Below are 24,580 nucleotides of genomic sequence, written 5' to 3'. Positions count from 1 at the left end.
TATGATACTATCTAGCAAACAAGAATTATTTCTTCAAATGGTTTTGGCGGGTAAAAATATTTTTCTTTCCGGAAAAGCTGGTACTGGTAAAAGTACCATCACGAAAATAGCTATTGAAGCTTTGAAAGAAGCAGGCAGAAAAGTTGCAGCAGTAGCCCCAACCGGTATTGCAGCAAACAATGTTGGCGGCCAGACTATTCATTCTTTGTTTAGACTCAATCCTTTTGGTGTTCTGAATTTTGAAACATGCAATTATGTGTCTAGCGAGAAACGCAGGCTGCTTGATGTTATTGACACCCTAATAATTGATGAAGTATCCATGTTGCGGCCTGATGTCCTGGATGCTATGCATTGGACGTTGCGCAAAAACGGGTGCAATGGATTAGATAAAAAACAGGTAATTCTTATTGGAGACCTTAAGCAATTACCGCCAGTTTTAAATGATAACACCAGAGCTATCCTTTATGAAATTTATAAAGGTGATTCGTTTTTTGATGCCAATATCTATCCCAAGCTAAACTTTGAATCTTTAGAATTAGATGAGGTATTACGGCAATCAGATATGGATTTTATCAATGCTTTAAACCTTTGCCGTGAGGGATTAAAATCAGAGTATTTCCGTCAGTTTGTTGGAGAAGCCCCAAACGCAGGTGTAATTCTGGCTCCACATAATGCAACAGTGCAAGCCTATAATAAGGCTAATCTTGCTGCCATAAATTCAGATTTATTGGTATTTGATGCTGTTGTTGAAGGCAATGTTAAGGCTGATGATTTTAATTTAGAAAGCCGGATTGAGGTTAAAAATGGGGCTAAAATTATGTACCTGGTTAACAGCAAAGACGCGCCCCTTTTCAATGGTGCCCTAGGAGAATTTATTGTAAAAGAAAAACAATACTTCATTCGGGCTCATGATATTGACTACCCATTAGAAACGGTCAAGTTCACCAAAAAAGAATACGTTTTTAACAAGGCTACAAATGAGCTTGAATTAAGGGAAATAGGCAGCATTTCGCAGTTGCCTATAAAACTAGCCTATGCCCTATCAATTCATAAAAGCCAGGGATTGACTTTTGATGAAGTTACCGTCGACCTAAAAACTCCTTGTTTTCAAAAAGGCCAGTTATATGTGGCATTATCGCGGGTAAGGAAACCAGAAGGTTTAAGGATCTTGATTTAGCCATGAAACACCTGTTAACCCTGGCCTTATTAGCCTTTTTGCTCCTTTTGGTTTTATTCTTTCCACATCCAGAAAAATATTTTAATGATTAACGTTCCTACCCTCCGTCCTTACCAGGTGCAATCCATTGAGGAGCTCCGGGAAGCATTTCGTCAAGGCCACCGCCGCATGATTTTAGTGATCCCCACCGGAGGAGGCAAAACCACCGTGGCCGCCGAAATGATCCGCAAAGCCACTGAAAACGGCAACCATATTCTTTTTCTGGCTCACCGCAAAGAACTGGTGGAGCAGGCCAAAAACAGGCTGCACACCTTTGGCATCAAGCCAGGTGTTATCATGGCCGGCTGGACACAAAAAGCCCGCCCGGTGATGGTTGCCAGCCAGCAAACGCTTATCCGGAGGGCACTCCCGAAAGCGGATGTGATCATAATAGATGAATGTCATCACAGTCCTTCGAACGGCTTTCTAAAAATCATAAACGATGAGCAATACCGTCTTTCTTTTATTATTGGTCTTACTGCCACTCCTTTCCGGTTGGACGGCAAAGGACTCGGATCAGTAGGCTATACTCAGATTGTGGCACCCATCACCATCACCCAGCTGGTGGATGAGGGGCACCTGGTCCCGGCCAGGTACTACGGGCCTAAACGGGACATGAGTGATGTGCATGTAACGGGCGGCGACTTCAACGCCAAAGAACTGTTTTCCAAGTTTGATAAAACGGTTATTTATGACGGTGTTATCCAGCACTACAACAAGTTTGCCCCTGGTTCCAAAGCGATTGTTTTTAATGTTAATGTGGAGCATTCGGTAAAGATGGCCCGGCTCTTTAATGAGCAGGGCATCAGTTGTGCCCACGTGGATGGGGAAACGCCGGCGCTGGAACGGGCGCAGATTCTGAGTGATTTCCGGGAAGGCAAATACCAGGTGCTGTGCAATGTGAACATTTTAACTGAAGGCTTTGACCTTCCTGCTATTGAAACGGTAATCCTGAACCGGGCTACCAAATCCAAGGCCCTCTACTTACAGATGGTAGGCCGTGGACTACGCCCGGCTTTAGGTAAATCCTGTTGCACCGTCATTGATCAGGGTGGCAATGTCTACATGCACGGTCCGGTTGATCTGGAGGAAGAGTATAGCCTGGAGGATAAACCTAAAAAAGGTGGTGGTGCTCCTCCTATGAAGGAATGCCCGAATTGTTTCCTCCTTCAGCATACAGGAGCACAGGTATGCAAAGAATGTAATTATGTCTTTTCCATTGCCATTCACGAACGGGAATTACCACAGGAGGAGTTTGAAGATATTACCAACTTCTTACCCAAGCCAGTCAAAGCCAATAAGGTGCCGGTGCCGGAGCACTTACGCAAGCCATGGAGTGACATGACAGATGAGGAGTTGAAAGAGTTTGCCCGCATGAAAGGATTTAAGCCGGGATGGGTTTGGGTGCAGATCCAGAACCGGCAGAAAGGAGTGGCCGCATGATCCTGCATAACGACGAGCCTTATTTTACCCTAAGGGCTGCAGACACCTATGCGCCTAAGATTATCCTGGATTGGTGCCGACTGGTTTTACACAGCCCGAATGCCAACCAGGAACAATTTAAGAAAGCAGCACAGGCGCATCAGTTAGCCATTAAAATGCTGGAGTGGCAAGCTGCTAATCCGGAAAAAGTTAAAGTACCTGACAGTAAATAACCCATGATGGTATCCTTATATAAACACATCAAAGAAGTTACCAACGGCCACGAGGTGGCGCTGTTGCTTATCCTGCAAGGCATCAAGCAAGGCCAGTGGCAAACAGCCGTGGAACAGATCCGCACGCTGGAAGATAAGAAAGCCCGGACGGAAGCAAAGAAAACAATTCCTTACTTCACGCCTTCCGGTACCTTCAGCCACCGCAGCATTCCCGGCTTAAAAACCCACTCCGGTATACTGGCCATTGACATTGACCACGACACCAGCAAGCGGCGCCAGCTGGAGCAGGACCCTTACACCTATGCTCTGCATTTAAGTGTTTCGGGTGATGGCTTAGTGGTGTATGTCAAGATAGATCCGCTCCGGCACCTGGATAGTTTTAAATGGATTGAGAAGTATTACCGTGAAACCTATGAGGTCCTGATTGATAAGTCCTGCAAGAATGTGGACCGTGCCCGGTTTATTTCTTATGATCCGGATTTGTTCCACAATCCCGACAGTAAAACCTTGGGGCCGGATGAGCTAAATGAACTGGATTTAAGACCCAAGCCCTCCGCTCCTCCTGTGGTTTACGGCCGCACCAATTACGGGCAGGTCATTCTGGAAAGAGCGGTTAACCTGGTGTTAAAAGCTGAGGATGGTGAGAAGCATAAACAGCTAAATACAGCCGGCTTTCTTTTGGGTGGTTACGTGGCCACTGGTTTCCTTTTCCAATCCGAAGCTGAGGAGGCATTAAAAAATGCGATCCGGCAAAAGAGCAACGTAGCCAGTTATGAGGATGCTGATAAGGTTATCAGCCGCTCGATCCGGGAAGGTATGGCAGAGCCTATTCTACCGGATGAAGTGGAAATGTACGTGCGTACCCAACGCCGCGATGGTCAGTATCCGGATAATGTTCTGACCAAAGTTAGTGCCATGAACGGGGTACCGGAAAACTTACTCCGTCCGGTAGTGGAAAAGATTTACCAGGAGCCGAATGTTAAAATTGAGAAGTTCTGGCGATTGGTTCTGAAAGATGAAAAGAAGGAACAGTACAAACTGGAAATGTCAAAATCCAAGTACCTGGCCTTTTTAGAAGAGGCTGGATTTGGCACATATAAGGTAGGCAAGAATCACCTGGTGGTACAGGTTAAGAATAACATTGTTCGTGCCGTGGATCGCAAGGAAATCAAGCAATACGTTATTTCATACGTGGCCTCCCTCCCGTTTGAGTTTGATGGCATCTTCCGCTTTGAACTGGATGAGCGGTTAAAGTCAGAGCACCGCATCTGGTTTGAAGAAGGGTTAATTGAAATGCTGCCGGACATTGGCAATGAGTTCCAGCGTGACACCCGGACGCATGCTTATTTTTATTTTAATAATGGGTTTTTAACCATAACCCGCCATACGGTCATCTTTAGCGATTATAAATTGCTCGCTGGTAAAATCTGGCTGGAGCAGGTAATTGATCGAAAATTTACTTTAATAGAAGAAACCGACTATTTAAATGACACTGACTTTTATAGATTTCTTTTTAACATAACCGGGCAGGAAATTAAACCAATTGGAGACAATACACCTGGAAGGCTTTGCAGTTTAATGACTGCAATTGGGTATTTACTACATGGATATAAAGCACCATCTAATCCAAAAGTAGTTATATTAGTTGATGAACAAATTAGCGACGTTCCATCGGGGGGTACCGGCAAAGGTCTTGTTTTTCAGGCCATCAAACGCATGCAACCTACGGAGGTGCTGGACGGAAAGACGTTTGATTTCAAAGATAAATTTGCCATGCAGACCGTGAATGAAACTACTCGTTTAATTGTGTTTGAGGATTGGGATGGTAAGAGATTGCCTTTTGACAAACTGTTTAACATGACCACCAATGAGCTTAAAATTAACCGGCTCTATTTAGGTCAGGTAAGTGTACCTTATGAACGTTCACCAAAGTTCGCCATTACCACCAATGATATGGTGAGTGGTGAGGGTGACAGCCACGCACGCCGTAAGTTTGAGATTGAGATAGCGCCACATTACAGCGCACAATATACGCCCGTTGATGAATTTGGACTAGAGTTTTTTAATGATTGGGAGGCGGAGGAATGGAACCGGTTTGATAACCTCATGATTAACTGTGTGCAGTTGTTTTTAACCGGAGGGCTCAAATTTACTGCCCCAATCAATATTAACAGAAGAAAATTATTGCAAGAAACGAGCGATAGTTTTGTGGAGTTTTGTGATGCTTTAGATCGAAATTACACTTATTATAAGAAAGATATTTATGATTCTTTCCTTTTAGAATCTGGGAATAATGAGTCTAGATTTACTTTTGATCGATTTAAAAAATGGCTGACAAAGTATTTTAAATATATGGAACTGGAAGTAGAACAGGATAAGAATAGAACACCTGGTCCGCTTAAAAACCAAACCTATTTTACAATTAAATCACATACCAATGGAAAAGACAATACAGGCAACGCCCACTGAATATAAAGGGATTATTTTTCGATCTAAAACTGAGGCTATCCTGGCTAGATGTTGGGATATATTTAATGAGCAGAACGATTCAAATATTACAGTTCATTATGAGTATGAGCCTAAATCACTTTTATTACCTGATGGGTACGTTCCTGATTTTGCTGTCACTACTTGGTATGGAGATATTAAGAAGTCTATTCTTATGATTATAGAATTAAAACCCTGTGCCGTTACCGAAACCTACAAAAGAAAATTAGGCAAAAGATTTGATGCAATTTTGTCAATTATGGGGCAAAGTCGTATCCCGATGGGATTCTTGCAGGAAGTCAGAATGGAACTTTTTACATGTAATTTTTTTGAAGATAATCACATAAATACATCCCAAGTTTATCAGAACGGCCGTTTCTCTGCACCACATGAATTAAGGAGTGGCGAGTTGGATTGTATTCAACAAGCAAAAAGTTATAGATTTGATTTACAGCCTAAAATAAATCAAATATCTAACGAACCTAAATTTGAAATACCTAAACCAATTAAAGAAACTAAAGGTGTAAAAACAATGGTAAAACTTCCCTCGCTCGCCTCAATAATTCCAAAAGCATCAGAAGAATCGGCAAAAACACCTCCAGTGACTAATATAGAGGAGGTAAAAAAAAGAACTGTTAAGATGCCTTCATTAAAAGATATCAAAGCAATAGCATCAAAAAAACATTGAATAAATGTCCGCGTGTCCACGTCTTTTCTGATTCCTTTACTTACTTGCTTATTTTGTACTTTTTCTATTTACACAATATAAGAAAAAATACAAATAAGTAATAAGGGGCTAGAATAAAGGAAAAACGTGGACACGCAGACAAAAAAATATAATCAGTTATGACTAACTCATTCAAAATCAAACCAGAAGCCCAAATTCAGGCCGAATGTGTGACCTGGTTTAAAAATGAATTTCGTGGATTACGCCGGCGCCTTTACATGGTGCACAACGACGGAAACAAAAATGCCATCACAGCCAGTCAGGATTTAGCCAGAGGTTTAACCAAAGGGGTGCTTGATCTGAATCTGGATATTCCCAACGGGCAGTACTCCGGCCTCCGGATTGAAATGAAAAAGCCAGGTGGGTCTTTAAGTCCGGAACAAAAAGAAATGATAGCCGAAAATGAATACTTTGGTTATAAGTCGGTAGTAGTGGATAACCTAGAATCTTTTCAGCAAGCTATCCTGGACTACCTTCCGGCTCACCTCCTCCCGATCCGGTACCAGAAGGCTAGTTAATGCACTATATATGCAACGCGCTATATAATTGCAGCATAGTTGCAAGGAATGATAAAGAACCAAATATATTTTTTAGGTAAATCATATATATTTTATTTATATTTACATGTATACATATTCAATTTATTTATAATTGCCGCACCCAAAAGCAACAAGATACTGACTCCAAAACAACCATAAATATGGCAAGGCTCTTAATGTACCCGGTGATTTTTGTTAAAGCACTCGTTGGTTCGGTTGCTCTTCTCACCGCGGCCATTGTGGTGGTTGGGCTTTTTGTTATTGACCATAAACCAGCCAGCAAACAGCCATGAAAGAGGCAGTTGAAATATTCCTGATGCTGGTGGTAGTGATTGTACTGGTAGCTCTGATTTGGGAAACAGCTCAATTCACCGCTACTAGGAAAGATGCCAAGACCGCAATGGTAGAAGCCTTGCGAGAGAATGAACTGAGAGCTGGCTTTATGGGAAGTGATTACCGGGCAGTCTATAAATTTTACAAAGAGGGGGTGTTGGATGTGGCAAAGAAATTAGGAATAAGAATCAGACCAGAAGAATATACCAAACACTAAAAGCGATGGCCAGACTAAACAAGAAATCAACTAAGAATGCAATAGTGAAGCTGCTGAAGGAAACCAGAATTGATCATGTAAGGTCAGGTCCTGCTGCAGAGGAATACTACCAAGGAGCAGAAGCTTATTTGAGAAAAGTAGCGGTTGAGCTGGAGATCGAGATTAAGCCGGAGGATTATAAATAATGACCACCACCGAACTAAAAGCCAGGATATCATAATTATTGATTGAAAATATGAACGTATTAAAATCCGGTCGCATGGACCACAACTTAGCAGAGGTAATCATTAACCGTTTCGTTCAGCGGTATCCTCACCTTGCCTTAGAGTTGGATGAAGATATACGTGCCATATTGCCTAAAGCCATATTTACCGATTACGACTTACTGCCTTTGTTCCTGCAGGAGTTTTGCACTTACCGAAATATTGAACAGGAAGAAATAATTGGCCGGCATATAACTTCTAAATATTTAGAGTACCGCAAAGAGTTTTTAGCGGTCCTTTTGCTATTATATCATCCGGAAAAAATTCACGGCATAACCAGAAAACGCACCTGGCAGGGTATCCAGAATACTGCAGCTGAAGTTTTACAATGCTCACCAAAATCACTCGCCAATTTTATACCCGAGGTTATAACCTGGTTTCAACGCTATAAAGATTTTCGCATCATTACCACCGAAGTACACGAGGTCCTATTGGAAAAGTTTATTGATCGGGAAGGCTGCGAAAAAACCCGCACCTATGAAGGTTTTACAGTTAGGAATACACAAACCTCAATTTTTTAATAATGTCATCAGAAATAAATCACGAACCATTACAGGAGTTAACGGATAAAGAACAGCGGTTCGTGGATGCTTATTGTATTGAATTTTGCAAAGCTAAAGCTGCCCGGGCTGCAGGCTATTCCAAAAAGACCGCAAAAGAGATAGGATACCAATTATTCACAAAACTTCACGTTAAGGCCGCTATTGATAAAAGGCTAAAAGAAATGTCTCTTTCTTCTGCTGAAACCTTAAAGTCTATTTCTGACATTGCCAGAAGCTCCCTGAATGATTATTTTGTCATCAAACAGGTAGTAAGAACCCCCAAAGTAAAGAAGTCCTTACATGAGCTTATTTTAGATATTCAGGCAGAAATAGAAGATGCTGATAAATTCATTCAACGGGCGAATATTCAGGATTCTGAAGTAATTGACCAACACAACAAAGCCCAAAATAATAAGCGGTTAGAAATACTTCGTTACGAAATTGAATTAGAAAGAAACCCCAATGCTTACCGGGTGGTTGCGGGAGAGACTGAACTTACCGAAGTAGCAGACCTTGATCTGGCAAAGCTGGTAAAGGATAAAGAAGCCGGCCGTATTAAATCTGTTTCTCCAACTGAGCACGGCGTTAAAGTAGAAATGTATGCTGCAGATGCTGCCTTAAGAGATATGGCCCGTCATCATGGGTTATTCGAAAAAGATAACGACCAGGCTAAAGTTGCTCCTATCTTTAAAACAGTTGTTAAAATACTGCCTTCTGACGTGCCCATTGTTTCATCTGAAAAGGATGTCGTATTATGATGGTAGAAGAGGTAGAAAATATTCTATTTACTACTACGGCCCTATATGAGGCTAACTATCATTCTGATGCCCTGATAACAGTAAACCAAGGCGGTACCAGTTCCGGGAAAACCTATAGCATTGATCAGGCCTTATTTACCAAACTAGCAGAACGGGAAAAGAAAGTATGTACTGTCGTAGGGCAGGATATCCCCAATTTAAGAGTAGGCGCCTTACGGGATGCTCTGGAAATCTACGAAAATTCAACCGAGCTAAAACGAGCCATAAAATCCTATAACAAATCAGCCTTAACTTTTACTTTCAATAACGGATCTGTTATGGAATTTAAGAGTTACGATAGTCCGCAGGATGCCAAGTCTGGTAAAAGAGATTACCTTTTCATCAATGAAGCTAATGGTATTCCTTATCCTATTTTTAAAGAGTTATATCTAAGAACTTACACCCAGACATATATTGACTATAACCCCAATGCGGAATTTTGGGTGCATGAACATTTAATCGGCCAGCCTCATGTAAAATTACTTATCTCGGACCACCGCAATAACCCCTTTTTGCCACAGCATACCCGGGATAGTATTGAAGCTTTAAAAGATGAAGATGAAGAGCTTTGGCGGGTTTATGCCCGGGGCTTAACTGGAAAGATTGAAGGGTTGGTTTTCCGGAAATGGTCTGTTTGTGATAAGATACCGGAAAACGCCAAATTAATAGCGGTAGGACTTGACTTTGGATTTACCAATGATCCAACTGCCGCCATAGAAGTTTATCAGCAAAACGGGGAATTGTGGTTAGATGAAATAGTTTATAAATCCGGATTAACAAACCCTGACATCGGCCAGCTTCTTGATAAAAGCAAACCCATTATTGCCGATAGTGCGGAGCCCAAAAGTATTGAAGAAATAAAAAGGCTGGGGTTCCGAATTGAAGGAGCCATGAAAGGTCCGGATAGTGTTAAAAATGGTATTGATATTTTAAAACGCTATCATCTGAACGTTACCCGCAGAAGTGTTAACCTCCGCAAAGAATTAAATAATTACAAATGGAAGGTCGATAAGCTTTCCGGTAAAGCTATTAATGTGCCGGTCGACGTCTACAATCATGGACTAGATGCCCTTCGCTATGTGGCCTTAAATAAGCTGAAACAACCATACGAAATCAAAGCAACTTCAAAAGAAGCCTTAGGCTTTTACTAATATGACACTAGAAGAAATAAAAAAACTGATTGATGCTAATGATATCGCATCCGTGCAGGAACAATTTACCACCCGCAAAACGGAGGTAGAAAAAAACCTGAAGCAGTACAACATCAAGGAGCACGATGTTATGACTAACATTAATCGTCGGGATAAAATACTTCCTGCCAAAGGTGACCAGCCATCTAAAACCGTCAGGCAGTGGCGTATTCCTATTCCTTACCAAAAGAAAATAGTAGACAGCGCCGTAGCTTTTCTATTTGGTAAACCCGTGCAGCTGATTGAGGAATCCAAAGATACCAAAGAAGCCTTTGCGGTTCTAAAGGATTTATGGAAAGATATGCGCATGCATGCCCTGAACCGGGAGAGTGCCCGGATTCTGTTCTCTCAAACCGAAGTAGCCCGGTTATTTGTGCCTTACCACGATAACCAGGCAGATGCCAGCGATCCAACCAAAGCTAACCGGGTGCGATGTATATTATTAGCTCAAAGCTTAGGAGATACTCTGTATACTGATTTTGACATCTACGGCAAGATGCAGGCATTTGCCCGGAAATACTTTGTGACCGAAGGCGAAGAACAGGTAGAGCATTTTGATATTTATACCGCTGATACTATTTACAAGTGCACCAAAAAAGGAGATACCTGGGAGGTAGTGCCGGAAAAGAATATCATTAATAAAATTCCGGTTACTTATTACAAACAGGAGCAAACCGAATGGGAAGATGTGCAGCCAATGATTGAGCGGCTGGAATGGTTGATGTCTACCCGGGCTGATGTAAATGATTATTCTGCTAACCCTATTCTGATACTGGAAGGGCAGGTAATAGACCTACCCGATAAACACGAAGTGGCCAAAGTGGTACAGTTGGAAAATGGCGGCAAAGCTTCTTACCTCACTCCGCAGATGGCCATTGAAATGGTGAAAGATGAGCGGGAAACGTTAGAGGAAGCTATACGCTTCTGTACAGATACCCCTGACCTTGCCCAGAAGGAAGACCGCCAGGGTACCCAAATATCGGGCATTGCTTTAATGATGAAGTTCTTCCCGGCCATCCTGAAAGCTATGAACAAGCAAGAATTATGGGGGGAGATGCTGGACCGGGAAATTAATATCCTGAAAGCTTATATGCTGGCTTTACGGGTAGGCGTGACCGAAGAAGTTAAAACCTATCAATCCCAGGTTAAGAAATTAGTAGTAGGGTTAGAATTCGGTAATCCATTGCCGAATAATGTAGAAGAAACAATCAACCTACTCTCTCAAGCTACAGGTGGCAAACCGATTATGAGTCAGAAAGCAGCTCAGTCCATGAATCCACTGTTAGCCGATGCAGAAGATGATTATGCGCAATTACAGGCTGAGCAAGCAGAAGAGAATGTAACCATAACGATGTAGGATATGGAATGGGCTAACCTTTTATCTAAAATATGGGAGATGTATAAGTCTATAATTGCTTGTGCATTTCTTATGATCCTATTTTTAATTGCTGTGTTCGGAGGGGATATGCATATAAAAATAAATTTCCATTCCATTATTAACCTTTATAAAAGCCTTACTTAAGGCATTGGATATGGAATGGATAAGCGTTAAGGATAGGTTACCTAAGCCGCATACCATGGTATTAGGTACCTATGGTTTTCAATCCTATCATGTAAGCGAGGTTTTTTATGATGGGGAATATTTTTGGATCCCAAATAACAGGAAAGAGCCTTTGCGCCATTTGCCGTTTTGGATGCCTAAACCTCCGCCACCTATTGAACTAAACCAAGTCGGTATGACAAATGCTAAATGGGTTATGTACGACCCCTATAGTTTACATTTTGTTCTTCAAACACCTGCTAAGGTTGTTGTTGGGTTTAGAAGAAAAATAGAGCTTCTTTGTTATAAAACAGACAAAAAATGCCCTTATAATTGTCCGGGCTTGTGTAAAGAAAGTTATTAATCATGGCAAAGATAAAAGAGTACCTAGTCACCTATAATTTTACAAAAGAAACCCCTGAAACCGGAATTACTAAATCCGAAAACTTTCAAGCGGTAGTTGCTTCCTATTCAGCTAAAGATGCACTAATTCAAATTGAACTAGCGTGTAAGCCTACACTGCTCAATTTTGTTTCTATTAGTCCCTTTGTAAAGGAAGCCAAAGCTGAATATATAGCTATTCTACCTAAGTGGCAGAATGTTGATGAAATAAAAAAGTTAAAAAGGGGTAATGTTGTTCGAAATAGAGGCAACAAAAATTCTTATGTGGTTGATGCTAATTATGGGGATAGGGTTACAGCAATTTGTAGTGTAGATATTACCAATCCGGATGAATGGGAGGTCTTACAGTAATTCAGACAATGGTGAGTATTAATGAAACTTATGAAAAGGTGCACCCGGAGACTATAGCAATATTGGCAGGTTATGAAAGTATTTAGAAGCAGATACGGATTAGGAGACATAGTTTATCTGATTACAGATGAATTGCAACTACCTCGCATGGTTACCGGACTTAAGTTTTATCCTGGTGGCTATTATTACCAATTAAACTGCGGCACTGTAAATACCGAGCATTATGAAATCGAAGTATCTGAATCATTAAACGAAAGCCTTAGATTAGGAATAGATCCCATCAAAACCAATATAAATTAGTTATGGAATGGATTAAAGCTTCGCCTGATGCCAGATATTAACGAGCAATACGAAAAGGAGCACCTGAACAACCTCAAATCTTACCAGGTTGAGGTGCAACAGGAGTACCTGTCTGCTATTGATGATATCTTCCGGACGGTTGCCCTTTACCGCTTTTTACCTGAAGTATTTAAGCTTTCTAAATATCCAACCCTTAAAAAACAGATTGAAGAGCGCCTGGATATGTTTCGTAGAAGAGTTCAGGCCATTATTTCCCGAGGCATAGAAAAAGAGTTTAAGCTTTCCGATACCAAAAACAGTGATCTAATCTTACAAAAGTTAGAAGGTATCTCGTTACCACCTACACCTCCGGATAAAGTAGCGGATTTTATCAATGCGCCTAAACGCAATTTAAGGCTCTCTGATCGGGTCTGGAAATTACACGGCCAATTCTATGAAGAAATAGAAATGAACCTGTACGCTGGTATATCTGAAGGCAAAGCAGCTGCCAGGATGGCTACGGATATGAAGCAGTTTTTAAAGGAACCGGATAAGTTATTTAGAAGGGTACGGGATGCAAAAGGCAGGTTAGTTTTATCAGGGCCGGCAAGGAAGTATCAACCAGGCCAAGGAATTTACAAGAGTTCTTACAAGAATGCTCTTAGACTAGTAGCAACAGAGACTAACGCCGCCTATCGTACCGCAGACCAAACCCGATGGTCAAATACTCCATTCGTTTTAGGGTATGAAGTAAGGTTAAGTAAAAATCACAAAACTTTCGATATTTGCGATCATCTCGCCGCCGTTTACCCAGTTGACTTTGTTTGGCAGCACTGGCACCCATTTTGTATTTGCTATTGTGTTCCACTCCTTCCTAGTAAAGAAGAATATGCTAAATATCAAGATGCAATATTGAAAGGAGAAGAGGCAGGTTATGAATTTAAAAATAAAATTACTGATGTGCCTGATCAGTTTAAGTATTATCTAGCTGATAACATGGAGAAAATGGAAGGCCGGAAACGCTTGCCTGATTGGGTTACAACTAATAGAAAATTTACTAAAGCTGATTAGATCCAGCTTCCATTTTATGCTAAGAATTGCGGGGTGCTATTTTTCTGGAGTATTCCACTACAGCACTCATTAATTCCTGCAATTCCTCGGATAAATAATCATTTGAACCTCGTTCCTTTTCTATTTCCTGAATCTCCTCTATTCGTGCTGCCACCTCTTCAAATTGCGTTTCATTATTTATTTCCATGGTGCATTTATAACTGACAAGAATAAAAAGTATAGAAAAGCAGATTAAAAAAGCCTCGGTTATGAGGCTCTTTAATTATTCTTCTTCCTGTTGATTTGGTTGAATTTTATTTTCAACTGTTACTTTAGTAGCTCCGGCTCTGGAAACCATAACCTGTTTACCTACATCGGACAAACCCTTGCTTTCATAGATTTTCATAGCTGTAGAAATATCTATTGCTTGCCTGGTTTGCTCATCTAAATCAAAGGTTAGGGTAATGAAGTTAAGGTGAACGCCTAAAGGTTCTAACACTTTGTTGGCTTCATTTAATAAATTGGTTTCTAAGTCAGCCTGATCTAATTCAACAATATCTTCCTGTAGAAATAAAGCTTTACCTACATCCCGAATGCGTTTGTCAATAACCATATTCTCCGCTCCTTCAAATGCTTTAGAATCCAATGCATCAGAATTATCAGCGTCAGTGTTTGCTTTGCCTAAATATTTGGCTTGTTTGATAAAGGCTAAAGGCTCAATTATGGAATAATCATAATCAATGTGAATGGAAGCCCGAACTTTGTCTTTCAGGTTTGAAATAAACCTGCTATCTCCCTGCATAGGGTAATTTGGCATAACTACTTTCATGTAGCATGCATTCATACCACCTTTCGGTACGGCATCCCCGGCATTAATCTTTTTCCAGGTCATGCCGCAATCATCCGATACAACTACTTGTTGGTTGGATTTAGCATAATTACAACCTTGCAATATTACCAATAACAATAAGGCCAAGGTCCATAACCTTTTTAAGCCCTTAAAGAGAAAATAAACAAGTACAAATACTCCGATAAAGATTAATCCAATATTAATAAAAGAAGCATTTACCAGATAGTTACCGTAGACCGCTTTTACTAATCCGTAAAGCATAAAGGATGTACCCAATAGTACAATAGCGGTAATAATAGTTTTCCAAAAATTGTTCATGTTTGTAAATATAGGGTACTTTAATATTTTCTTATCCATAGCTTTATAAATCAGATCCAGCTTTCTAAAATTACAGGGTCGTCGTTCTCCTGCCTTCCTACACAAGTCAAACCCATATCTTGTAAAGTAGCGCGGATGTTTTCAACTGATTTTGTTTTATAAAGCACCTTCATCTGGGGGCTAGTTGTGCCATCATCAAGGACAATATGCTTTCTACAGACATAATATTCTGGAAAGTCAGAAGGTTTTTCGTAAATGGTATAAAGCACTAAGCCTTCCTGTGATGGTTGTCTTTGCATGGGTATTTAATTATATAAATAATCTAACTTTTGCGTTTTCAGAGTTTCCAGTACTTTTTGGAAAGGAAGATTTATTAAAAAGCTGTCTCCCGATTTAAGGTATAAATAGGTGTATTCACTTTCATCTTCAATACCAGGCCTAAAAGCTGCAATATCATTGATATTAAAAGCCATTGGGGTTGTAGCTACCTTTTCAGCGATTATTTTATTTTCTAAGAATATTTCAGCTATTAACCATTCCATTATTATATTCTGTTTTGGGATCCATAATGCATTTTTGTGCCATAAATTCTAACTTATTAAGTTATAGGGGTTAATAAGAATCTTTGCATAAACCAGGGCAACTATAAGGGCAAGCTTTGCCTGTTTTATAACATTCTTGCACCTTTACTATTAAAGCCTGTTCAGCTGCTTCTTTTGTTGAATACCTTTTGTGGTAAGGAGGCAAAGCAAAGGGCATACCTGTAATAGATTTTACTTCGTGTACCCGATTCGCACCAACTCCCCAATACTTTTCGCCGTGATAGATATTTACCCCGTCCTCGGTATTACAAACAAATCTTTTCCATAAACCATCCTCAATATGCTGTTTAGCGGTGGCAATTTTAACCTCGTAAACCTCTTCATTCGGGCCTTTCGTGTATAATACACCTGCTCCTAAATCGGGGTAAATAGCACCTATGGTAAATTCACCGCCGAGATATTTAAATTTTAATCCTTCTTTTAATTCCATTTTAGTTTTTGTTTGATGCACTTAATTCTTTCTGGCGCTCTTTATACCTCTTAATAAAGTCATCGGGAAATTGAGAAGTCCATCCGCAAGTAGGGCAAACAAACTGAGAGCCATTAAATTTTGTTCTTGGATTAGAATTACTCCATAGGGTAAACTTGCACCGGCCGTTACCGCAATAAGGAGAATAACCAGGTCTAGTCATTAAGTTCTCTCGGACAATGGTTTCTTCTGCCATGATTAAATTTCTAAAGGTTGAAAGCCATGGACTTTAAAAGGATGTTCGGCCATTACCATGACCGGAGGCGGAGGCCAGGCCATATTTGAAATCCAGACACCTTTTGCTTTGGCTATTTCGTGTAATTCTTCTTCTGACAATTTCCAGAAAGAAACCGTGTGTAGCCTTTCCCCTGATAATTCAGGATTAATACTTACGGCTACCGGCATACCTATTGTGTTGGGGTTGTCTCCTGCCCCTAGCAGGGTGTTTTGTTCTTTGAAAGGTATTGGCTCCATATTCTTAATCTACAAATCCGATTACAGTTAATTTATCTATTGCTTTTAGCCCTACAATCATCTTGCCTTCTGCGTCCTTTTTAGGCTTCATATTAGGCTCTAAATAGCACACATGAACTTTGCCGATGTCAGCAAAAGACTTGTGCTGCTTTGCGTTGTAGGCTATGTATTTATTGCCTTCGCTGTCCATCAATAGCTTGCCGGGATTTTTCATTGTGCTTTGTTTTTTTTTGTGCTCAATTACCCCAGCTTTTACACTGGGGCTTCCTTCATCGAGAGCGGGTTAGATAGGCAAAAACTTATTAGCTCATATTTAACTTATCAGAGAGCATTTTTCAAACCGCGGATGCTCCACTTCTAACCCTATTGTGAGCCTTCTATTGGATTCGAACCAATGACCTTCAGTTACAAAGACTGATGCTCCACCAATTGAGCTAAGAAGGCACCAATAAGAGATAGACCAGTATAGCAGCCCATTTGTGTAGCATATTACGCCTGAGCGCCCCGGATATACGTGTATGCTCACCTACTACCTCTTATTAGATTAAATCAGTTCTTACAGGGCAAGATTCAGATATTTGTACCACATCGGCGAAGCTATTGCCTAACCGGAGGATTCGAACCTCAATATCTTACTTGCACGGTTTTTAGTTCATTAGTTTATCGTCTCCCTAGTTTCAGACGTCAAGATCTACCGTAAACTAGCCTTTCTTTTTAAGCCGGGGTTTCACCAGCAAGTCTGTCGTTAGCGCGCCGGAATGCTACCGGAACTTCTTCACACGCGCTGCGTTTCTGCCACCTGTAATCCCTGATTTTAATTCTTTAAAGTTCGCATATATGCAAACAATATCCAAATAATTTCTTACCTTTATTTCGCAAATAGGCGAACTTTAGTAGGTTTGCTAAATGGACTTGAAAATGTTAGGGAAAAAAATTAAAACAGCAAGAAAGGCAGCCGGTTTAACGCAGGGACAATTAGCTGTTAAAGTTCAGACAACTAAGAGTGTGATCTCTGAATATGAAAATGGGAATCGAAATCCTTCTTTTGAAGTCCTTAGTAAATTAGCCACAGCCCTAAACTGTAATTTGCGGATAGAACTCGATCCAAAAGAGTAGTCAACCTATTATCTTACTACTTTTATGCACTCAATTCGGGTGCTTTTTTTATTTATACCCCTTTCTGATTACTACTTACAAGAGTACACCTATCTGGCTAGGCTACAGTAATATTATATCATTTACTACTAATACTTTTAAGTTCAATATTCAAACGACTTAAAAGTACATGGCTGTAGAAAAAAGCAAGATCAAGGAACGACTGAAGGTTTTATACCCAGGCGTAAACTTATCGAAAGAAAGGATTGAACAAATCAGTTCAAGACTTGCCACCAAACCAGCAGATGACGCCGAGGAAGCCGCGATTGACGAAGTAATTACCAATGCTAACGATTTCATGCCTTTTGCAGATATAGCCAAAGAAGATGATAGAGTTAGAACTTTACTCGCTAATCAAAAACCAACTCCAAGTCCTGCCCCAGCACCAGAGCCTAATCCGGAGCCTGCTCCAAAACCAACTCCAACCGATGATACCCCAGCGTGGGTAAAAACATTGATGGAGGATGTAAAAGCTTTGAAAGCAGAAAAGGCACAAACCACCATCAAAGAGAAAGCTAAAACCGCATTAAAGGATGTGCCAGAAGTATTCTGGAAACGCGCCCCTTTACCGGAAAATGAAGCTGACTTAGAAACGTGGGCTGAAGAAATCAAAACTGATTACACGGCTTTGAAGCAATCGGAGGTGAATAATACTTTGGGAACAGGTGCTACAGCCAAGGGGGCTTCTAATTTGTCAAACAAGGAAGCGCCGAAAGAAAAAATAGGCGCAATGCTTAAAAATATGATTCCAAACTCTTAAAAAAAGAAAAATGGCTATAGTAGACCTTCATAATGAGGGAACTTCAATAGGTTATGGTAAGTCGGGCATTATTGTTCGCAATAACCAAAGAAGCATACCTGGCGGGAAGTCTTTAAATGTTACAGGTTTCGATCCTACGGTTATTCCGGAAGGACATGTAATAATTAGAGAAACCGCCACCGGTGATTTTAAGCCGATGCCTGTAACAGGTGCCGCTTACGCCGCTTTACCCGCAGGACATACCTACGCGGGCATTAATGTAGCAGAAATTAGAACTGCTAAACCTTTTGCCGGGATCTCTTATGAGTGTACCGTTAACCGCGTTGCTTCTAAATATCCCACAGCACCAATTGAGGCCGCAATTAAGGCTGCTCTCCCAAACATTCACTTTTTAGAAGATTAAGAAAATGGAAGAAAGTTTATATTTAGAATGGGTACAGCAGTATTTCCGGGGCCTGTCATTAGGGACTGTGGAAACGCTAAACGGTATAACCGGGCCACAGGCTTATTTGCATACACGGGAATTGCGCCCGGTATTTTCGGTAACCGGTAAGTGGGAAAGCACCACATTTTCAAATCGGGCAGTAATGGCTGATGTGGTTGCAATGGACTCAGAATTACCAGTAAAAAAACGCCCTTCAATGGGTAAAGCAACCGGCGAAATTCCAAAAATCGGGATGCATAAACAACTGAATGAAAACGAGCTTACTCAATTGGATACGCTAGTAGCCATTGGACAACAGGAAGCCGCAGTTGAAATGTTTTTTAACGATACACCGGCAGTTATTACCGGTATCTACGAACGCAACGAATATACCTACCAGTTTGGCTTATCTACCGGTATTGCTTTAGTAACGGATTCAGATAACACAGGAACCGCTGTTCGTCTTAATTTTGGTTATCCGGATGAAAATAAATTTGGAGTAGCTGCACTTTGGACAAACACTGCTTCCAAGCCTTTTGACGACATTAAAAAAGTATTGAACAAAGCTAAAGCAGATGGCCGTGTAATCACCCGTGTGCGTTTAGATTCAGATACTTTGGAAAATATTGCCAATACCACCCAGGCGAAGGAGTTGTTTGCTTTCCAGTCCAATTTTGTAGGAGGCAATATTCCTACTCCCGATACAGATCAGCTTAATTCAATGGTAAATCGTCGTTACGGCTTCACTTTTGAAGTTATGGACCGGACCTGCATTGTTGAAAAGAACGGCGAAGATACCCCGGTTAAGCCGTGGAAAGCTGGTAATGTTATTTTCTTAACTGGAAATGGCTTTATTGGAGACTTAGTGTATGCACGTTTAGCGGAACAAAACCGTCAGACTGTTTCTAAGGCTACCTATATACAGCCTACACCTTACATTCTTATATCTAAATATCACAAGTTAGATCCTTCTTTCTCTGAACATACGAAGTCTCAGGCCCGGGTATTCCCGGTAATTAATAACGTGAACTCTATTTACTTATTAGAATCAACTGTAATCGAAGCATAGTCATGGCAGATAAGAAAAAAGATAAAACCACCGGTGAGGATGCACCTCAAAGAGTCGCTAAACCTGCTACTTATGAAGTTCTGAAACCTTTCCGCAATGCCGAAACAAAGGTAATGCAGGAGCCGGGTGACGAGATCACGGTAGCTAATGAAAAGCGCCTGCAAAACTTGTTTGATCAAGGCTTGCTTTTAAATCCGGATGGTGAAAATTCTGATTCGGGAGATGGCGAAGGCGAAAAACAGCCAGCTGAGTAATGACTAAAAGAGAAGCCCTGGTTTCCTGCCTGATGGTAGAGGTACCCAATGAGACGCTGATAGAAAAAGTTCTCCTGGATATGGATATTGATGGCGATGCGAGTTATTCCGCAGCTGCTAAAGACGAAATAACCCAGGCAGAATTAAATTTATTACGTGTTTTGGTATCCCTGCCAGATTTTACCGAAGGCCCGCTTTCGGTAAAGCACAAGGTAGAAGCCCGGCTTCTCCAGATAGAAAAATTACAGCAACCGGTAGGTGTTCCTACCATTCGGGATGCGTCACATTTATGGTAATCCGGTATCCTCACCTCCTTAAATTTATCAGCATAAACGGTGCTGTAGCAGGTGGATTTCCTTACGCTTTCCCGTTCTCCTTTGGCGGTAGTGAGCCAACTCAAAATAGCTTCGGGCATTGGGTTATACCGGAAGCCGATAGCGAGGAAATGCAGGTTGGTTGCCGGGCCTGGCCGGTAGCCGCAGGAACTACTCATAAAAGTGAGGATGGCCAGGAGGTGAAATACACCTGGGACATTTATCTGCCTAAGGATTGCCCGACTATTCCGGAAGGTCTGGAGGTGAGTATCTTCCAGGGAGATGAATTGATTGGGAAAGGTACGGTTAAAAGGTTTTTTCCCTACCCATTTTTAGGTAATCGGATATGGCTTTAACTCCCAATTTTAATGAGCGGGAAGTTAGGCGTACGCTGGAAGCCTGGAAAGAGCAGAAAATGCACAAAGCCATTATATCCAGGCTCACTTACATTGGTGAAAGCTTTGTAGGCTACGCCCGAGAAAACGGAGACTATGGTGATGTAACCGGGAATTTACGCAGTAGCATCGGCTTTGCTGTACTCTATAAAGGAGAGATTATGGGAATCGGCGGTTTTGAACAAGCAGATACTGGCACTGACCGGATTACTGGAACAAGAACAGGGAGGCAATTTCTGGAGACGCTGATAGGTGAATATCAAAATTTCACTTATTGCTTGATCGGAGTTGCGGGAATGGAGTACGCTGGTTATTTAGAAGCAGCCCTTGGACGGGATGTTATCACGGGCGCGAGCATTAGAGCACGAAATGACCTGATGAAGGCCATACAGGAATTAGGGAAACAATGATAACTACTGCATTAGAAGCCGCTGGGATATTACATCAGCACCTGCAAGGCAGTGTGTTGTTTGCGAATAGTAAGAAGCCTACGGGTAGATTATACCTCTATCAGCGCCTTGCGAATTCTCGCGCGGAAGATGTGGTTATTAACTCCTTAACCCTTAACCGGGCCACCATACAGGAAGGTGTGTTGAACGTCAACGTGTATGTGCCTAACCTGAGACTTTCTTTTGACGGGGCTTTTGACGAAAGTCAGCCGGATATAAATCGCTTAGTGGAGTTAGCCACCCTGACTAACGAAGCTTTAAAAGAAACATGGTCCGCTGCTGGGGATTATGTTTTTGAGGTACAGCAGGATAATTTGTTTCGGGATGAAAACAACCAGCATTTTATCAATTTCAGGGTGATTGTTAAAGCATTAAATATTCCAATTCACTAAAAGAAGTTTTAACCTAATAAATTATAACGTCATGCCAGAAGTAACCTTTGGTTTAGCACAAGTATTAACAGGAGCGCCTGCTGCCGATGGTGGCATGAGCATCGCCCTGACTGAAAAATTCGGCTACACCGTGTCGGATTCATTCTCCATTACCACCGAGGAAGGAACCTTATCGGAAATTTTTATTGAGGAAAGCGACACCGCTATTATTTCCCAAAGTACTGCCGGCGCCAAGCGGGTTGCCTGGTCTACTTACAACACCGAGCCGGAAGCTTTACAAGCTGCTTTCGGAGGCACAGTATCCGGATCTGGCGCAGCTAAAGTCTGGAATGCCCCGGCCAATATTAACGCGGTTATACTATCCGTTCGGGTAAACACTAAAAATAACAAGCGTTACGACATGGCCAAAGTTTCCATTGTGCCCCGTTTGAATATTAATATTAACAAAACGGATGCTGGCCGGATTGACTTTACTGGCACCATCCTTATTCCGGACAAAGCGGGTGTTTCTCCGATTGTAATGGGTTACCAGTCATAATATTGGGGAAGTAACCTGGTGTACAGCTGAAACAACATTTCTATAGTCGGATAGCACGCCCTGTATTTTTCATCTTTTAAATTTATAAAAATGGCAAAAGCTAAAATAAAAGTATCGGAAGATGTATCACTTTCTGATAATGGTACAATTATAACCGCCAAAAAAGGCGAGGAAGTAGAAGTAAGCCAGCAGGTAGCTGATTGGGAAGTATCAGCTGGTCGGGCTACTTATGCAGATAAAAAAAAAGAAGGGGACGGCCCCGCAAAATAACCACAGTTTGAACATTTAAATAAAACGCCTAGGTTGATGCTAGGCGTTTTGTGTTTATCAGAACAATGGAAGATAAAGAAGTTTTAAAGCAGGTAGTAGATAACCTGGTCGATACGCCGGATGTGTTAACCGTATCCGTTAAACCCCGCAATAGGTGGCAAGAGCTACTGATGAAATACAAGCTGCTACCAGCCAAGCGGGAGTATAAAATATACCGCCTAAAAGTGGGCAATGCGTACCGGGTTAGCAAGGCGGTATTGGAGATACCTTCAGATATTGTAAACCTGAATGAGCGTTCTTTAAAGGACATGCACACGCTTTTAATTAACCATATTGATACCATTATCTACGTGGTGGCAGTTGCCTTGCAGAACAGCCGGGAAGAGCCCAGCAAAGCTTTATTAAACCGGATCCGGTGGGACTTCAATGATCAGGAGTTGCTATCGGTACTGGTTTATGTGATTCAGAAGTTAGATTTAACAACTTTTACCAATTCTATTGCCTTGGCCCGTGGAGCCGACATCCTAAGCCTAAAGGCAAGCCCAGCGGAGAACGCGGAGATAATAGCCCGTTCGGACTTATCGGAAGCATAGCCAAATACTGGAAATGGAGTGAAGAGGCTGTTTTATGGGAAATGTCCTGGGTAAAAGTTAATGCTTACCTAGCGACTATTCCGCAGTCTGATACCTCCGATGATAAAGATTCTCCCAAAGAAACTCCGAAACCTAAAGGCCCGGATGTGGTAAATGCGGATGATATGGAGGATAGTGAACTGGATAAACTATTGGGGGTTGGGTAGTCAGATTTATTATAAGCTTTATAAAACTACATATTCCATTATCCCATTATCTTCCCTAAGCAAATAAAGTTCTTTTTGGTCATTTAAAACTCGTAACATATTGTATAATTGTTGTGGCTCGACTTTAGAAAGTTTACCCTCAATAAGCTTTAAACTATCGTCATTATCACCAACTATTGTTTCATATTTACAACTATGAACATTAAATTTTATAATTGAATTACTCATAATTTTAGATTTTGATATTTAAAAATACTGATACTTTAAATCTACAGCCAAAGGATGAACATCAGATTCTATAAAAAGCTCATTCGCATTATATCCTCTTTTTGATTAGAGTTACGTTATTATTCTGGATTGTTATTGTTGTCCTTCATTAGAGTTTATTTTAATATTTAATTCCACGTTTACCTCAACCCTAATATCTATTGGGGCAGAGCTTTCTTCAACATAAAATAATTCTGACTTGTAAGTAATATTATCAGGCAGCACACCTGTTTTATCATAGAATTCATGTAGCAACTTTACAATATTGCGCTCTAATTTTACCTTCTCTTCCCTTACTTCTGGTATTGATACTTTTAGTTGATCTAAATCCATTTTATTCTTCTTTACAGGCTCTTTAAATATTAGTTAATAGCTAGGCATGGGTCGGTTCTTTAACCAGAACCTCCAGTGAGAGCCGTAAACCTTTATATAGTGCCCGGATATTGTTAAGGCTTAAATCTCTTTTGCGATTAAGCACCTTGGATACATTGCCTTTATTTCCAAAATAAGGCACCAGGTCATTTTGAGTTAATCCTAATACCTCCATTCTAATTTTCAGGTATTCAATTGGGTCAAGTTCCTCCGCTGGATAGTTTTCTTCTTCATATTTAACCAGTTGCATGGTTAGAATTTCTGCTTGTTCATACTCAGCGGTCCCTTCTTCCGGCTCACCTAATTGCCGGATTCTTTTTAATGCTGCCTGGTAATCAGCTTCTGTTTTGATTAATAGAGAATCCATCTTAAAGTCATTATAACGGTTAAATCTTAATTTATAAAGGCCTCTTTTAAAGGTCTTTTATTTTTACTTTGCTATAATCGGCATGGGTTCCGATAAAGATTATTTGTACCCTTTTAGCCTTAAATAAAACAATAGCCACCAAGCGAAAATCATTGGCCTTAATATTAAAAACTACCTTGTTATCAACTACCATTTCAGCACTTGGAAAGTCTAAACGCATTTCGTTAACATTGTTCCAATTAGCTTTTTTAGTTGTGTGATACCAGTCTAAAAGATATGATTTTGAAGCTGCATTTCCCTCAAAAAATTCTTTTATTGTGGGGTAGCTAATAACATTCATCTATTCTGCTGTTTCAAGTATTATACGTCAAAGATAATACCAAGTTGTCAAATGGACAACTAATAAGTGATATATTAATTTATTGGTGCTTAAATATTTTCTCCTTACCTCTAA

Annotated in this window: 42 protein-coding genes and 1 tRNA gene; 30 read left to right on the top strand and 13 right to left on the bottom strand. The window is 40.8% G+C overall.

The annotated features are described in order from the left end of the window. Position 1: 1 nt before the first annotated feature. The 17 genes from ADHAQ_RS0114270 (at position 2) to ADHAQ_RS27275 (ending at position 13,609) form a co-directional block, all read left to right on the top strand. Positions 2 to 1,177, top strand: coding sequence for an ATP-dependent DNA helicase (locus ADHAQ_RS0114270; RefSeq protein ID WP_071781116.1), 1,176 nt, complete (start codon positions 2 to 4; stop codon positions 1,175 to 1,177). An 84-nt stretch (positions 1,178 to 1,261) separates the two neighbouring features. Beyond that, entirely contained in the window at positions 1,262 to 2,659 is a 1,398-nt protein-coding gene (locus tag ADHAQ_RS0114260) for a DEAD/DEAH box helicase (protein ID WP_026463512.1), read from the top strand. After that, entirely contained in the window at positions 2,617 to 2,871 is a 255-nt protein-coding gene (locus ADHAQ_RS0114255) for a hypothetical protein (RefSeq protein WP_157433423.1), read from the top strand. The genes ADHAQ_RS0114260 and ADHAQ_RS0114255 overlap by 43 nt, the downstream gene beginning before the upstream one ends. 3 nt (positions 2,872 to 2,874) lie before the next feature. Next, positions 2,875 to 5,340: a BT4734/BF3469 family protein gene (locus ADHAQ_RS0114250; protein ID WP_026463510.1), complete on the top strand. Its 2,466-nt coding sequence runs from the start codon at positions 2,875 to 2,877 to the stop codon at positions 5,338 to 5,340. Beyond that, positions 5,309 to 6,046 (top strand): hypothetical protein, encoded by a 738-nt coding sequence (locus ADHAQ_RS0114245; protein ID WP_026463509.1) that lies wholly within the window; start codon positions 5,309 to 5,311, stop codon positions 6,044 to 6,046. The genes ADHAQ_RS0114250 and ADHAQ_RS0114245 overlap by 32 nt, the downstream gene beginning before the upstream one ends. A gap of 158 nt (positions 6,047 to 6,204) precedes the next feature. Beyond that, on the top strand, positions 6,205 to 6,603 hold the full coding sequence (locus ADHAQ_RS25760) for a VRR-NUC domain-containing protein (protein ID WP_034256831.1): 399 nt from the start codon (positions 6,205 to 6,207) through the stop codon (positions 6,601 to 6,603). A 182-nt stretch (positions 6,604 to 6,785) separates the two neighbouring features. Then, complete coding sequence (locus ADHAQ_RS28885; protein ID WP_281172351.1) at positions 6,786 to 6,917, top strand: hypothetical protein; 132 nt, start codon at positions 6,786 to 6,788, stop codon at positions 6,915 to 6,917. Beyond that, complete coding sequence (locus ADHAQ_RS0114230; RefSeq protein WP_026463508.1) at positions 6,914 to 7,174, top strand: hypothetical protein; 261 nt, start codon at positions 6,914 to 6,916, stop codon at positions 7,172 to 7,174. The genes ADHAQ_RS28885 and ADHAQ_RS0114230 overlap by 4 nt, the downstream gene beginning before the upstream one ends. A gap of 5 nt (positions 7,175 to 7,179) precedes the next feature. Further along, positions 7,180 to 7,359 carry a hypothetical protein gene (locus ADHAQ_RS0114225; protein ID WP_026463507.1) on the top strand — a complete coding sequence of 60 codons (180 nt, stop codon included), beginning with the start codon at positions 7,180 to 7,182 and terminating at the stop codon, positions 7,357 to 7,359. A gap of 50 nt (positions 7,360 to 7,409) precedes the next feature. Beyond that, positions 7,410 to 7,958: a hypothetical protein gene (locus ADHAQ_RS0114220; protein ID WP_026463506.1), complete on the top strand. Its 549-nt coding sequence runs from the start codon at positions 7,410 to 7,412 to the stop codon at positions 7,956 to 7,958. A 2-nt stretch (positions 7,959 to 7,960) separates the two neighbouring features. Continuing rightward, positions 7,961 to 8,737 carry a terminase small subunit gene (locus tag ADHAQ_RS27285; RefSeq protein ID WP_051359932.1) on the top strand — a complete coding sequence of 259 codons (777 nt, stop codon included), beginning with the start codon at positions 7,961 to 7,963 and terminating at the stop codon, positions 8,735 to 8,737. Then, positions 8,734 to 9,927, top strand: coding sequence for a PBSX family phage terminase large subunit (locus tag ADHAQ_RS27280; RefSeq protein WP_051359931.1), 1,194 nt, complete (start codon positions 8,734 to 8,736; stop codon positions 9,925 to 9,927). The genes ADHAQ_RS27285 and ADHAQ_RS27280 overlap by 4 nt, the downstream gene beginning before the upstream one ends. A gap of 1 nt (position 9,928) precedes the next feature. Next, positions 9,929 to 11,323 carry a phage portal protein gene (locus ADHAQ_RS0114205; protein ID WP_026463504.1) on the top strand — a complete coding sequence of 465 codons (1,395 nt, stop codon included), beginning with the start codon at positions 9,929 to 9,931 and terminating at the stop codon, positions 11,321 to 11,323. A gap of 175 nt (positions 11,324 to 11,498) precedes the next feature. Beyond that, positions 11,499 to 11,870, top strand: a complete 372-nt coding sequence (locus tag ADHAQ_RS25750; protein WP_034256829.1) for a DUF551 domain-containing protein — start codon at positions 11,499 to 11,501, stop codon at positions 11,868 to 11,870. A gap of 2 nt (positions 11,871 to 11,872) precedes the next feature. Next, entirely contained in the window at positions 11,873 to 12,259 is a 387-nt protein-coding gene (locus ADHAQ_RS0114190) for a hypothetical protein (RefSeq protein ID WP_026463503.1), read from the top strand. A gap of 72 nt (positions 12,260 to 12,331) precedes the next feature. Beyond that, positions 12,332 to 12,559 (top strand): hypothetical protein, encoded by a 228-nt coding sequence (locus tag ADHAQ_RS0114185; RefSeq protein WP_026463502.1) that lies wholly within the window; start codon positions 12,332 to 12,334, stop codon positions 12,557 to 12,559. 27 nt (positions 12,560 to 12,586) lie between these two features. Further along, entirely contained in the window at positions 12,587 to 13,609 is a 1,023-nt protein-coding gene (locus tag ADHAQ_RS27275) for a hypothetical protein (RefSeq protein ID WP_051359929.1), read from the top strand. A 19-nt stretch (positions 13,610 to 13,628) separates the two neighbouring features. Here ADHAQ_RS27275 and ADHAQ_RS28135 read toward each other — a convergent pair whose 3' ends face one another. The 9 genes from ADHAQ_RS28135 to ADHAQ_RS0114140 form a co-directional block, all read right to left on the bottom strand. Next, the gene (locus tag ADHAQ_RS28135; protein WP_157433422.1) at positions 13,629 to 13,796 is read right to left on the bottom strand and encodes a hypothetical protein; all 168 of its coding nucleotides are present in this window, start codon (positions 13,794 to 13,796) and stop codon (positions 13,629 to 13,631) included. A 75-nt stretch (positions 13,797 to 13,871) separates the two neighbouring features. Further along, positions 13,872 to 14,756: a hypothetical protein gene (locus ADHAQ_RS0114170; protein ID WP_169728002.1), complete on the bottom strand. Its 885-nt coding sequence runs from the start codon at positions 14,754 to 14,756 to the stop codon at positions 13,872 to 13,874. A 50-nt stretch (positions 14,757 to 14,806) separates the two neighbouring features. Further along, positions 14,807 to 15,055: a hypothetical protein gene (locus tag ADHAQ_RS25740; RefSeq protein ID WP_034256828.1), complete on the bottom strand. Its 249-nt coding sequence runs from the start codon at positions 15,053 to 15,055 to the stop codon at positions 14,807 to 14,809. A 6-nt stretch (positions 15,056 to 15,061) separates the two neighbouring features. Next, on the bottom strand, positions 15,062 to 15,298 hold the full coding sequence (locus tag ADHAQ_RS0114160) for a hypothetical protein (RefSeq protein ID WP_026463500.1): 237 nt from the start codon (positions 15,296 to 15,298) through the stop codon (positions 15,062 to 15,064). A gap of 70 nt (positions 15,299 to 15,368) precedes the next feature. Continuing rightward, positions 15,369 to 15,788 (bottom strand): hypothetical protein, encoded by a 420-nt coding sequence (locus tag ADHAQ_RS0114155; RefSeq protein WP_026463499.1) that lies wholly within the window; start codon positions 15,786 to 15,788, stop codon positions 15,369 to 15,371. 1 nt (position 15,789) lies between these two features. Further along, the gene (locus tag ADHAQ_RS25735; protein WP_034256826.1) at positions 15,790 to 16,023 is read right to left on the bottom strand and encodes a hypothetical protein; all 234 of its coding nucleotides are present in this window, start codon (positions 16,021 to 16,023) and stop codon (positions 15,790 to 15,792) included. A gap of 2 nt (positions 16,024 to 16,025) precedes the next feature. Beyond that, on the bottom strand, positions 16,026 to 16,301 hold the full coding sequence (locus ADHAQ_RS0114150; protein ID WP_026463498.1) for a hypothetical protein: 276 nt from the start codon (positions 16,299 to 16,301) through the stop codon (positions 16,026 to 16,028). Between the two features lie 4 nt (positions 16,302 to 16,305). Further along, positions 16,306 to 16,515 (bottom strand): hypothetical protein, encoded by a 210-nt coding sequence (locus tag ADHAQ_RS0114145; protein ID WP_026463497.1) that lies wholly within the window; start codon positions 16,513 to 16,515, stop codon positions 16,306 to 16,308. 157 nt (positions 16,516 to 16,672) lie between these two features. Beyond that, a tRNA-Gln gene (locus ADHAQ_RS0114140) sits at positions 16,673 to 16,745 on the bottom strand. 462 nt (positions 16,746 to 17,207) lie between these two features. Here ADHAQ_RS0114140 and ADHAQ_RS29035 point away from each other — a divergent pair. From ADHAQ_RS29035 to ADHAQ_RS28130, 13 genes are all read left to right on the top strand, one after another. Beyond that, the gene (locus ADHAQ_RS29035; RefSeq protein ID WP_051359928.1) at positions 17,208 to 17,417 is read left to right on the top strand and encodes a helix-turn-helix domain-containing protein; all 210 of its coding nucleotides are present in this window, start codon (positions 17,208 to 17,210) and stop codon (positions 17,415 to 17,417) included. A 169-nt stretch (positions 17,418 to 17,586) separates the two neighbouring features. Continuing rightward, complete coding sequence (locus tag ADHAQ_RS25725; RefSeq protein ID WP_034256824.1) at positions 17,587 to 18,216, top strand: hypothetical protein; 630 nt, start codon at positions 17,587 to 17,589, stop codon at positions 18,214 to 18,216. Positions 18,217 to 18,226: 10 nt separating this feature from the next. After that, on the top strand, positions 18,227 to 18,619 hold the full coding sequence (locus ADHAQ_RS0114125; RefSeq protein ID WP_026463496.1) for a hypothetical protein: 393 nt from the start codon (positions 18,227 to 18,229) through the stop codon (positions 18,617 to 18,619). Between the two features lie 4 nt (positions 18,620 to 18,623). Next, on the top strand, positions 18,624 to 19,709 hold the full coding sequence (locus ADHAQ_RS0114120; protein WP_026463495.1) for a major capsid protein: 1,086 nt from the start codon (positions 18,624 to 18,626) through the stop codon (positions 19,707 to 19,709). Positions 19,710 to 19,711: 2 nt separating this feature from the next. Further along, the gene (locus ADHAQ_RS0114115) at positions 19,712 to 19,963 is read left to right on the top strand and encodes a hypothetical protein (protein ID WP_026463494.1); all 252 of its coding nucleotides are present in this window, start codon (positions 19,712 to 19,714) and stop codon (positions 19,961 to 19,963) included. Beyond that, positions 19,963 to 20,259: a DUF6706 family protein gene (locus ADHAQ_RS0114110; RefSeq protein ID WP_026463493.1), complete on the top strand. Its 297-nt coding sequence runs from the start codon at positions 19,963 to 19,965 to the stop codon at positions 20,257 to 20,259. Before ADHAQ_RS0114115 ends, ADHAQ_RS0114110 begins: the two co-directional genes overlap by 1 nt. Then, complete coding sequence (locus ADHAQ_RS0114105) at positions 20,253 to 20,633, top strand: hypothetical protein (protein ID WP_026463492.1); 381 nt, start codon at positions 20,253 to 20,255, stop codon at positions 20,631 to 20,633. The genes ADHAQ_RS0114110 and ADHAQ_RS0114105 overlap by 7 nt, the downstream gene beginning before the upstream one ends. After that, positions 20,624 to 21,082: a hypothetical protein gene (locus ADHAQ_RS0114100; RefSeq protein ID WP_026463491.1), complete on the top strand. Its 459-nt coding sequence runs from the start codon at positions 20,624 to 20,626 to the stop codon at positions 21,080 to 21,082. Before ADHAQ_RS0114105 ends, ADHAQ_RS0114100 begins: the two co-directional genes overlap by 10 nt. After that, complete coding sequence (locus tag ADHAQ_RS0114095) at positions 21,079 to 21,513, top strand: hypothetical protein (protein ID WP_026463490.1); 435 nt, start codon at positions 21,079 to 21,081, stop codon at positions 21,511 to 21,513. The genes ADHAQ_RS0114100 and ADHAQ_RS0114095 overlap by 4 nt, the downstream gene beginning before the upstream one ends. 31 nt (positions 21,514 to 21,544) lie before the next feature. Continuing rightward, positions 21,545 to 22,051, top strand: a complete 507-nt coding sequence (locus ADHAQ_RS0114090) for a hypothetical protein (protein WP_026463489.1) — start codon at positions 21,545 to 21,547, stop codon at positions 22,049 to 22,051. 90 nt (positions 22,052 to 22,141) lie between these two features. Next, positions 22,142 to 22,321 carry a hypothetical protein gene (locus tag ADHAQ_RS0114085; protein WP_026463488.1) on the top strand — a complete coding sequence of 60 codons (180 nt, stop codon included), beginning with the start codon at positions 22,142 to 22,144 and terminating at the stop codon, positions 22,319 to 22,321. A 65-nt stretch (positions 22,322 to 22,386) separates the two neighbouring features. Further along, the gene (locus ADHAQ_RS0114080; protein ID WP_026463487.1) at positions 22,387 to 22,914 is read left to right on the top strand and encodes a hypothetical protein; all 528 of its coding nucleotides are present in this window, start codon (positions 22,387 to 22,389) and stop codon (positions 22,912 to 22,914) included. Between the two features lie 41 nt (positions 22,915 to 22,955). Next, a complete protein-coding gene (locus ADHAQ_RS28130; RefSeq protein ID WP_157433421.1) occupies positions 22,956 to 23,120 on the top strand; it encodes a hypothetical protein in 165 nt (54 codons plus the stop codon). An 18-nt stretch (positions 23,121 to 23,138) separates the two neighbouring features. On the opposite strand, the gene ADHAQ_RS0114070 is transcribed toward ADHAQ_RS28130, so the two are convergent. The 4 genes from ADHAQ_RS0114070 to ADHAQ_RS0114055 all read right to left on the bottom strand — a co-directional run bounded on the left by ADHAQ_RS0114070 (position 23,139) and on the right by ADHAQ_RS0114055 (position 24,466). Continuing rightward, positions 23,139 to 23,348 (bottom strand): hypothetical protein, encoded by a 210-nt coding sequence (locus tag ADHAQ_RS0114070; protein WP_026463486.1) that lies wholly within the window; start codon positions 23,346 to 23,348, stop codon positions 23,139 to 23,141. A 132-nt stretch (positions 23,349 to 23,480) separates the two neighbouring features. After that, positions 23,481 to 23,720: a hypothetical protein gene (locus ADHAQ_RS0114065; RefSeq protein WP_026463485.1), complete on the bottom strand. Its 240-nt coding sequence runs from the start codon at positions 23,718 to 23,720 to the stop codon at positions 23,481 to 23,483. A 40-nt stretch (positions 23,721 to 23,760) separates the two neighbouring features. Continuing rightward, positions 23,761 to 24,126 (bottom strand): helix-turn-helix domain-containing protein, encoded by a 366-nt coding sequence (locus ADHAQ_RS0114060; protein ID WP_026463484.1) that lies wholly within the window; start codon positions 24,124 to 24,126, stop codon positions 23,761 to 23,763. Positions 24,127 to 24,172: 46 nt separating this feature from the next. Beyond that, the gene (locus ADHAQ_RS0114055) at positions 24,173 to 24,466 is read right to left on the bottom strand and encodes a type II toxin-antitoxin system HigB family toxin (protein ID WP_026463483.1); all 294 of its coding nucleotides are present in this window, start codon (positions 24,464 to 24,466) and stop codon (positions 24,173 to 24,175) included. Positions 24,467 to 24,580: the final 114 nt, after the last annotated feature.

The organism is Adhaeribacter aquaticus DSM 16391, assembly GCF_000473365.1.
GTDB classification, from domain to species: domain Bacteria; phylum Bacteroidota; class Bacteroidia; order Cytophagales; family Hymenobacteraceae; genus Adhaeribacter; species Adhaeribacter aquaticus.
Note: the sequence above shows the minus strand (reverse complement) of the source record. Positions and strands in the feature narration are given on the sequence as shown.

What these genes read in the sequence shown, in the direction of transcription:
- ADHAQ_RS0114085 (WP_026463488.1), top strand. Translation starts at nt 22,142, where the DNA reads ATGGCAAAAGCTAAAATAAAAGTATCGGAAGATGTATCACTTTCTGAT.
- ADHAQ_RS25740 (WP_034256828.1), bottom strand. Translation starts at nt 15,055, where the DNA reads ATGCAAAGACAACCATCACAGGAAGGCTTAGTGCTTTATACCATTTAC.
- ADHAQ_RS0114225 (WP_026463507.1), top strand. Translation starts at nt 7,180, where the DNA reads ATGGCCAGACTAAACAAGAAATCAACTAAGAATGCAATAGTGAAGCTG.
- ADHAQ_RS0114095 (WP_026463490.1), top strand. Translation starts at nt 21,079, where the DNA reads ATGATAACTACTGCATTAGAAGCCGCTGGGATATTACATCAGCACCTG.
- ADHAQ_RS0114060 (WP_026463484.1), bottom strand. Translation starts at nt 24,126, where the DNA reads ATGGATTCTCTATTAATCAAAACAGAAGCTGATTACCAGGCAGCATTA.
- ADHAQ_RS25735 (WP_034256826.1), bottom strand. Translation starts at nt 16,023, where the DNA reads ATGGCAGAAGAAACCATTGTCCGAGAGAACTTAATGACTAGACCTGGT.
- ADHAQ_RS0114065 (WP_026463485.1), bottom strand. Translation starts at nt 23,720, where the DNA reads ATGGATTTAGATCAACTAAAAGTATCAATACCAGAAGTAAGGGAAGAG.
- ADHAQ_RS0114105 (WP_026463492.1), top strand. Translation starts at nt 20,253, where the DNA reads ATGGTAATCCGGTATCCTCACCTCCTTAAATTTATCAGCATAAACGGT.
- ADHAQ_RS0114090 (WP_026463489.1), top strand. Translation starts at nt 21,545, where the DNA reads ATGCCAGAAGTAACCTTTGGTTTAGCACAAGTATTAACAGGAGCGCCT.
- ADHAQ_RS28130 (WP_157433421.1), top strand. Translation starts at nt 22,956, where the DNA reads ATGTCCTGGGTAAAAGTTAATGCTTACCTAGCGACTATTCCGCAGTCT.
- ADHAQ_RS0114170 (WP_169728002.1), bottom strand. Translation starts at nt 14,756, where the DNA reads ATGAACAATTTTTGGAAAACTATTATTACCGCTATTGTACTATTGGGT.
- ADHAQ_RS29035 (WP_051359928.1), top strand. Translation starts at nt 17,208, where the DNA reads ATGGACTTGAAAATGTTAGGGAAAAAAATTAAAACAGCAAGAAAGGCA.
- ADHAQ_RS25750 (WP_034256829.1), top strand. Translation starts at nt 11,499, where the DNA reads ATGGAATGGATAAGCGTTAAGGATAGGTTACCTAAGCCGCATACCATG.
- ADHAQ_RS0114270 (WP_071781116.1), top strand. Translation starts at nt 2, where the DNA reads ATGATACTATCTAGCAAACAAGAATTATTTCTTCAAATGGTTTTGGCG.
- ADHAQ_RS27285 (WP_051359932.1), top strand. Translation starts at nt 7,961, where the DNA reads ATGTCATCAGAAATAAATCACGAACCATTACAGGAGTTAACGGATAAA.
- ADHAQ_RS0114245 (WP_026463509.1), top strand. Translation starts at nt 5,309, where the DNA reads ATGGAAAAGACAATACAGGCAACGCCCACTGAATATAAAGGGATTATT.
- ADHAQ_RS0114160 (WP_026463500.1), bottom strand. Translation starts at nt 15,298, where the DNA reads ATGGAATGGTTAATAGCTGAAATATTCTTAGAAAATAAAATAATCGCT.
- ADHAQ_RS0114100 (WP_026463491.1), top strand. Translation starts at nt 20,624, where the DNA reads ATGGCTTTAACTCCCAATTTTAATGAGCGGGAAGTTAGGCGTACGCTG.
- ADHAQ_RS0114055 (WP_026463483.1), bottom strand. Translation starts at nt 24,466, where the DNA reads ATGAATGTTATTAGCTACCCCACAATAAAAGAATTTTTTGAGGGAAAT.
- ADHAQ_RS0114205 (WP_026463504.1), top strand. Translation starts at nt 9,929, where the DNA reads ATGACACTAGAAGAAATAAAAAAACTGATTGATGCTAATGATATCGCA.
- ADHAQ_RS0114070 (WP_026463486.1), bottom strand. Translation starts at nt 23,348, where the DNA reads ATGAGTAATTCAATTATAAAATTTAATGTTCATAGTTGTAAATATGAA.
- ADHAQ_RS0114150 (WP_026463498.1), bottom strand. Translation starts at nt 16,301, where the DNA reads ATGGAGCCAATACCTTTCAAAGAACAAAACACCCTGCTAGGGGCAGGA.
- ADHAQ_RS0114190 (WP_026463503.1), top strand. Translation starts at nt 11,873, where the DNA reads ATGGCAAAGATAAAAGAGTACCTAGTCACCTATAATTTTACAAAAGAA.
- ADHAQ_RS28885 (WP_281172351.1), top strand. Translation starts at nt 6,786, where the DNA reads ATGGCAAGGCTCTTAATGTACCCGGTGATTTTTGTTAAAGCACTCGTT.
- ADHAQ_RS0114260 (WP_026463512.1), top strand. Translation starts at nt 1,262, where the DNA reads ATGATTAACGTTCCTACCCTCCGTCCTTACCAGGTGCAATCCATTGAG.
- ADHAQ_RS0114155 (WP_026463499.1), bottom strand. Translation starts at nt 15,788, where the DNA reads ATGGAATTAAAAGAAGGATTAAAATTTAAATATCTCGGCGGTGAATTT.
- ADHAQ_RS0114220 (WP_026463506.1), top strand. Translation starts at nt 7,410, where the DNA reads ATGAACGTATTAAAATCCGGTCGCATGGACCACAACTTAGCAGAGGTA.
- ADHAQ_RS0114250 (WP_026463510.1), top strand. Translation starts at nt 2,875, where the DNA reads ATGATGGTATCCTTATATAAACACATCAAAGAAGTTACCAACGGCCAC.
- ADHAQ_RS0114145 (WP_026463497.1), bottom strand. Translation starts at nt 16,515, where the DNA reads ATGAAAAATCCCGGCAAGCTATTGATGGACAGCGAAGGCAATAAATAC.
- ADHAQ_RS25725 (WP_034256824.1), top strand. Translation starts at nt 17,587, where the DNA reads ATGGCTGTAGAAAAAAGCAAGATCAAGGAACGACTGAAGGTTTTATAC.
- ADHAQ_RS0114185 (WP_026463502.1), top strand. Translation starts at nt 12,332, where the DNA reads ATGAAAGTATTTAGAAGCAGATACGGATTAGGAGACATAGTTTATCTG.
- ADHAQ_RS27275 (WP_051359929.1), top strand. Translation starts at nt 12,587, where the DNA reads ATGCCAGATATTAACGAGCAATACGAAAAGGAGCACCTGAACAACCTC.
- ADHAQ_RS28135 (WP_157433422.1), bottom strand. Translation starts at nt 13,796, where the DNA reads ATGGAAATAAATAATGAAACGCAATTTGAAGAGGTGGCAGCACGAATA.
- ADHAQ_RS0114110 (WP_026463493.1), top strand. Translation starts at nt 19,963, where the DNA reads ATGACTAAAAGAGAAGCCCTGGTTTCCTGCCTGATGGTAGAGGTACCC.
- ADHAQ_RS0114125 (WP_026463496.1), top strand. Translation starts at nt 18,227, where the DNA reads ATGGCTATAGTAGACCTTCATAATGAGGGAACTTCAATAGGTTATGGT.
- ADHAQ_RS27280 (WP_051359931.1), top strand. Translation starts at nt 8,734, where the DNA reads ATGATGGTAGAAGAGGTAGAAAATATTCTATTTACTACTACGGCCCTA.
- ADHAQ_RS0114115 (WP_026463494.1), top strand. Translation starts at nt 19,712, where the DNA reads ATGGCAGATAAGAAAAAAGATAAAACCACCGGTGAGGATGCACCTCAA.
- ADHAQ_RS0114120 (WP_026463495.1), top strand. Translation starts at nt 18,624, where the DNA reads ATGGAAGAAAGTTTATATTTAGAATGGGTACAGCAGTATTTCCGGGGC.
- ADHAQ_RS0114230 (WP_026463508.1), top strand. Translation starts at nt 6,914, where the DNA reads ATGAAAGAGGCAGTTGAAATATTCCTGATGCTGGTGGTAGTGATTGTA.
- ADHAQ_RS0114080 (WP_026463487.1), top strand. Translation starts at nt 22,387, where the DNA reads ATGGAAGATAAAGAAGTTTTAAAGCAGGTAGTAGATAACCTGGTCGAT.
- ADHAQ_RS25760 (WP_034256831.1), top strand. Translation starts at nt 6,205, where the DNA reads ATGACTAACTCATTCAAAATCAAACCAGAAGCCCAAATTCAGGCCGAA.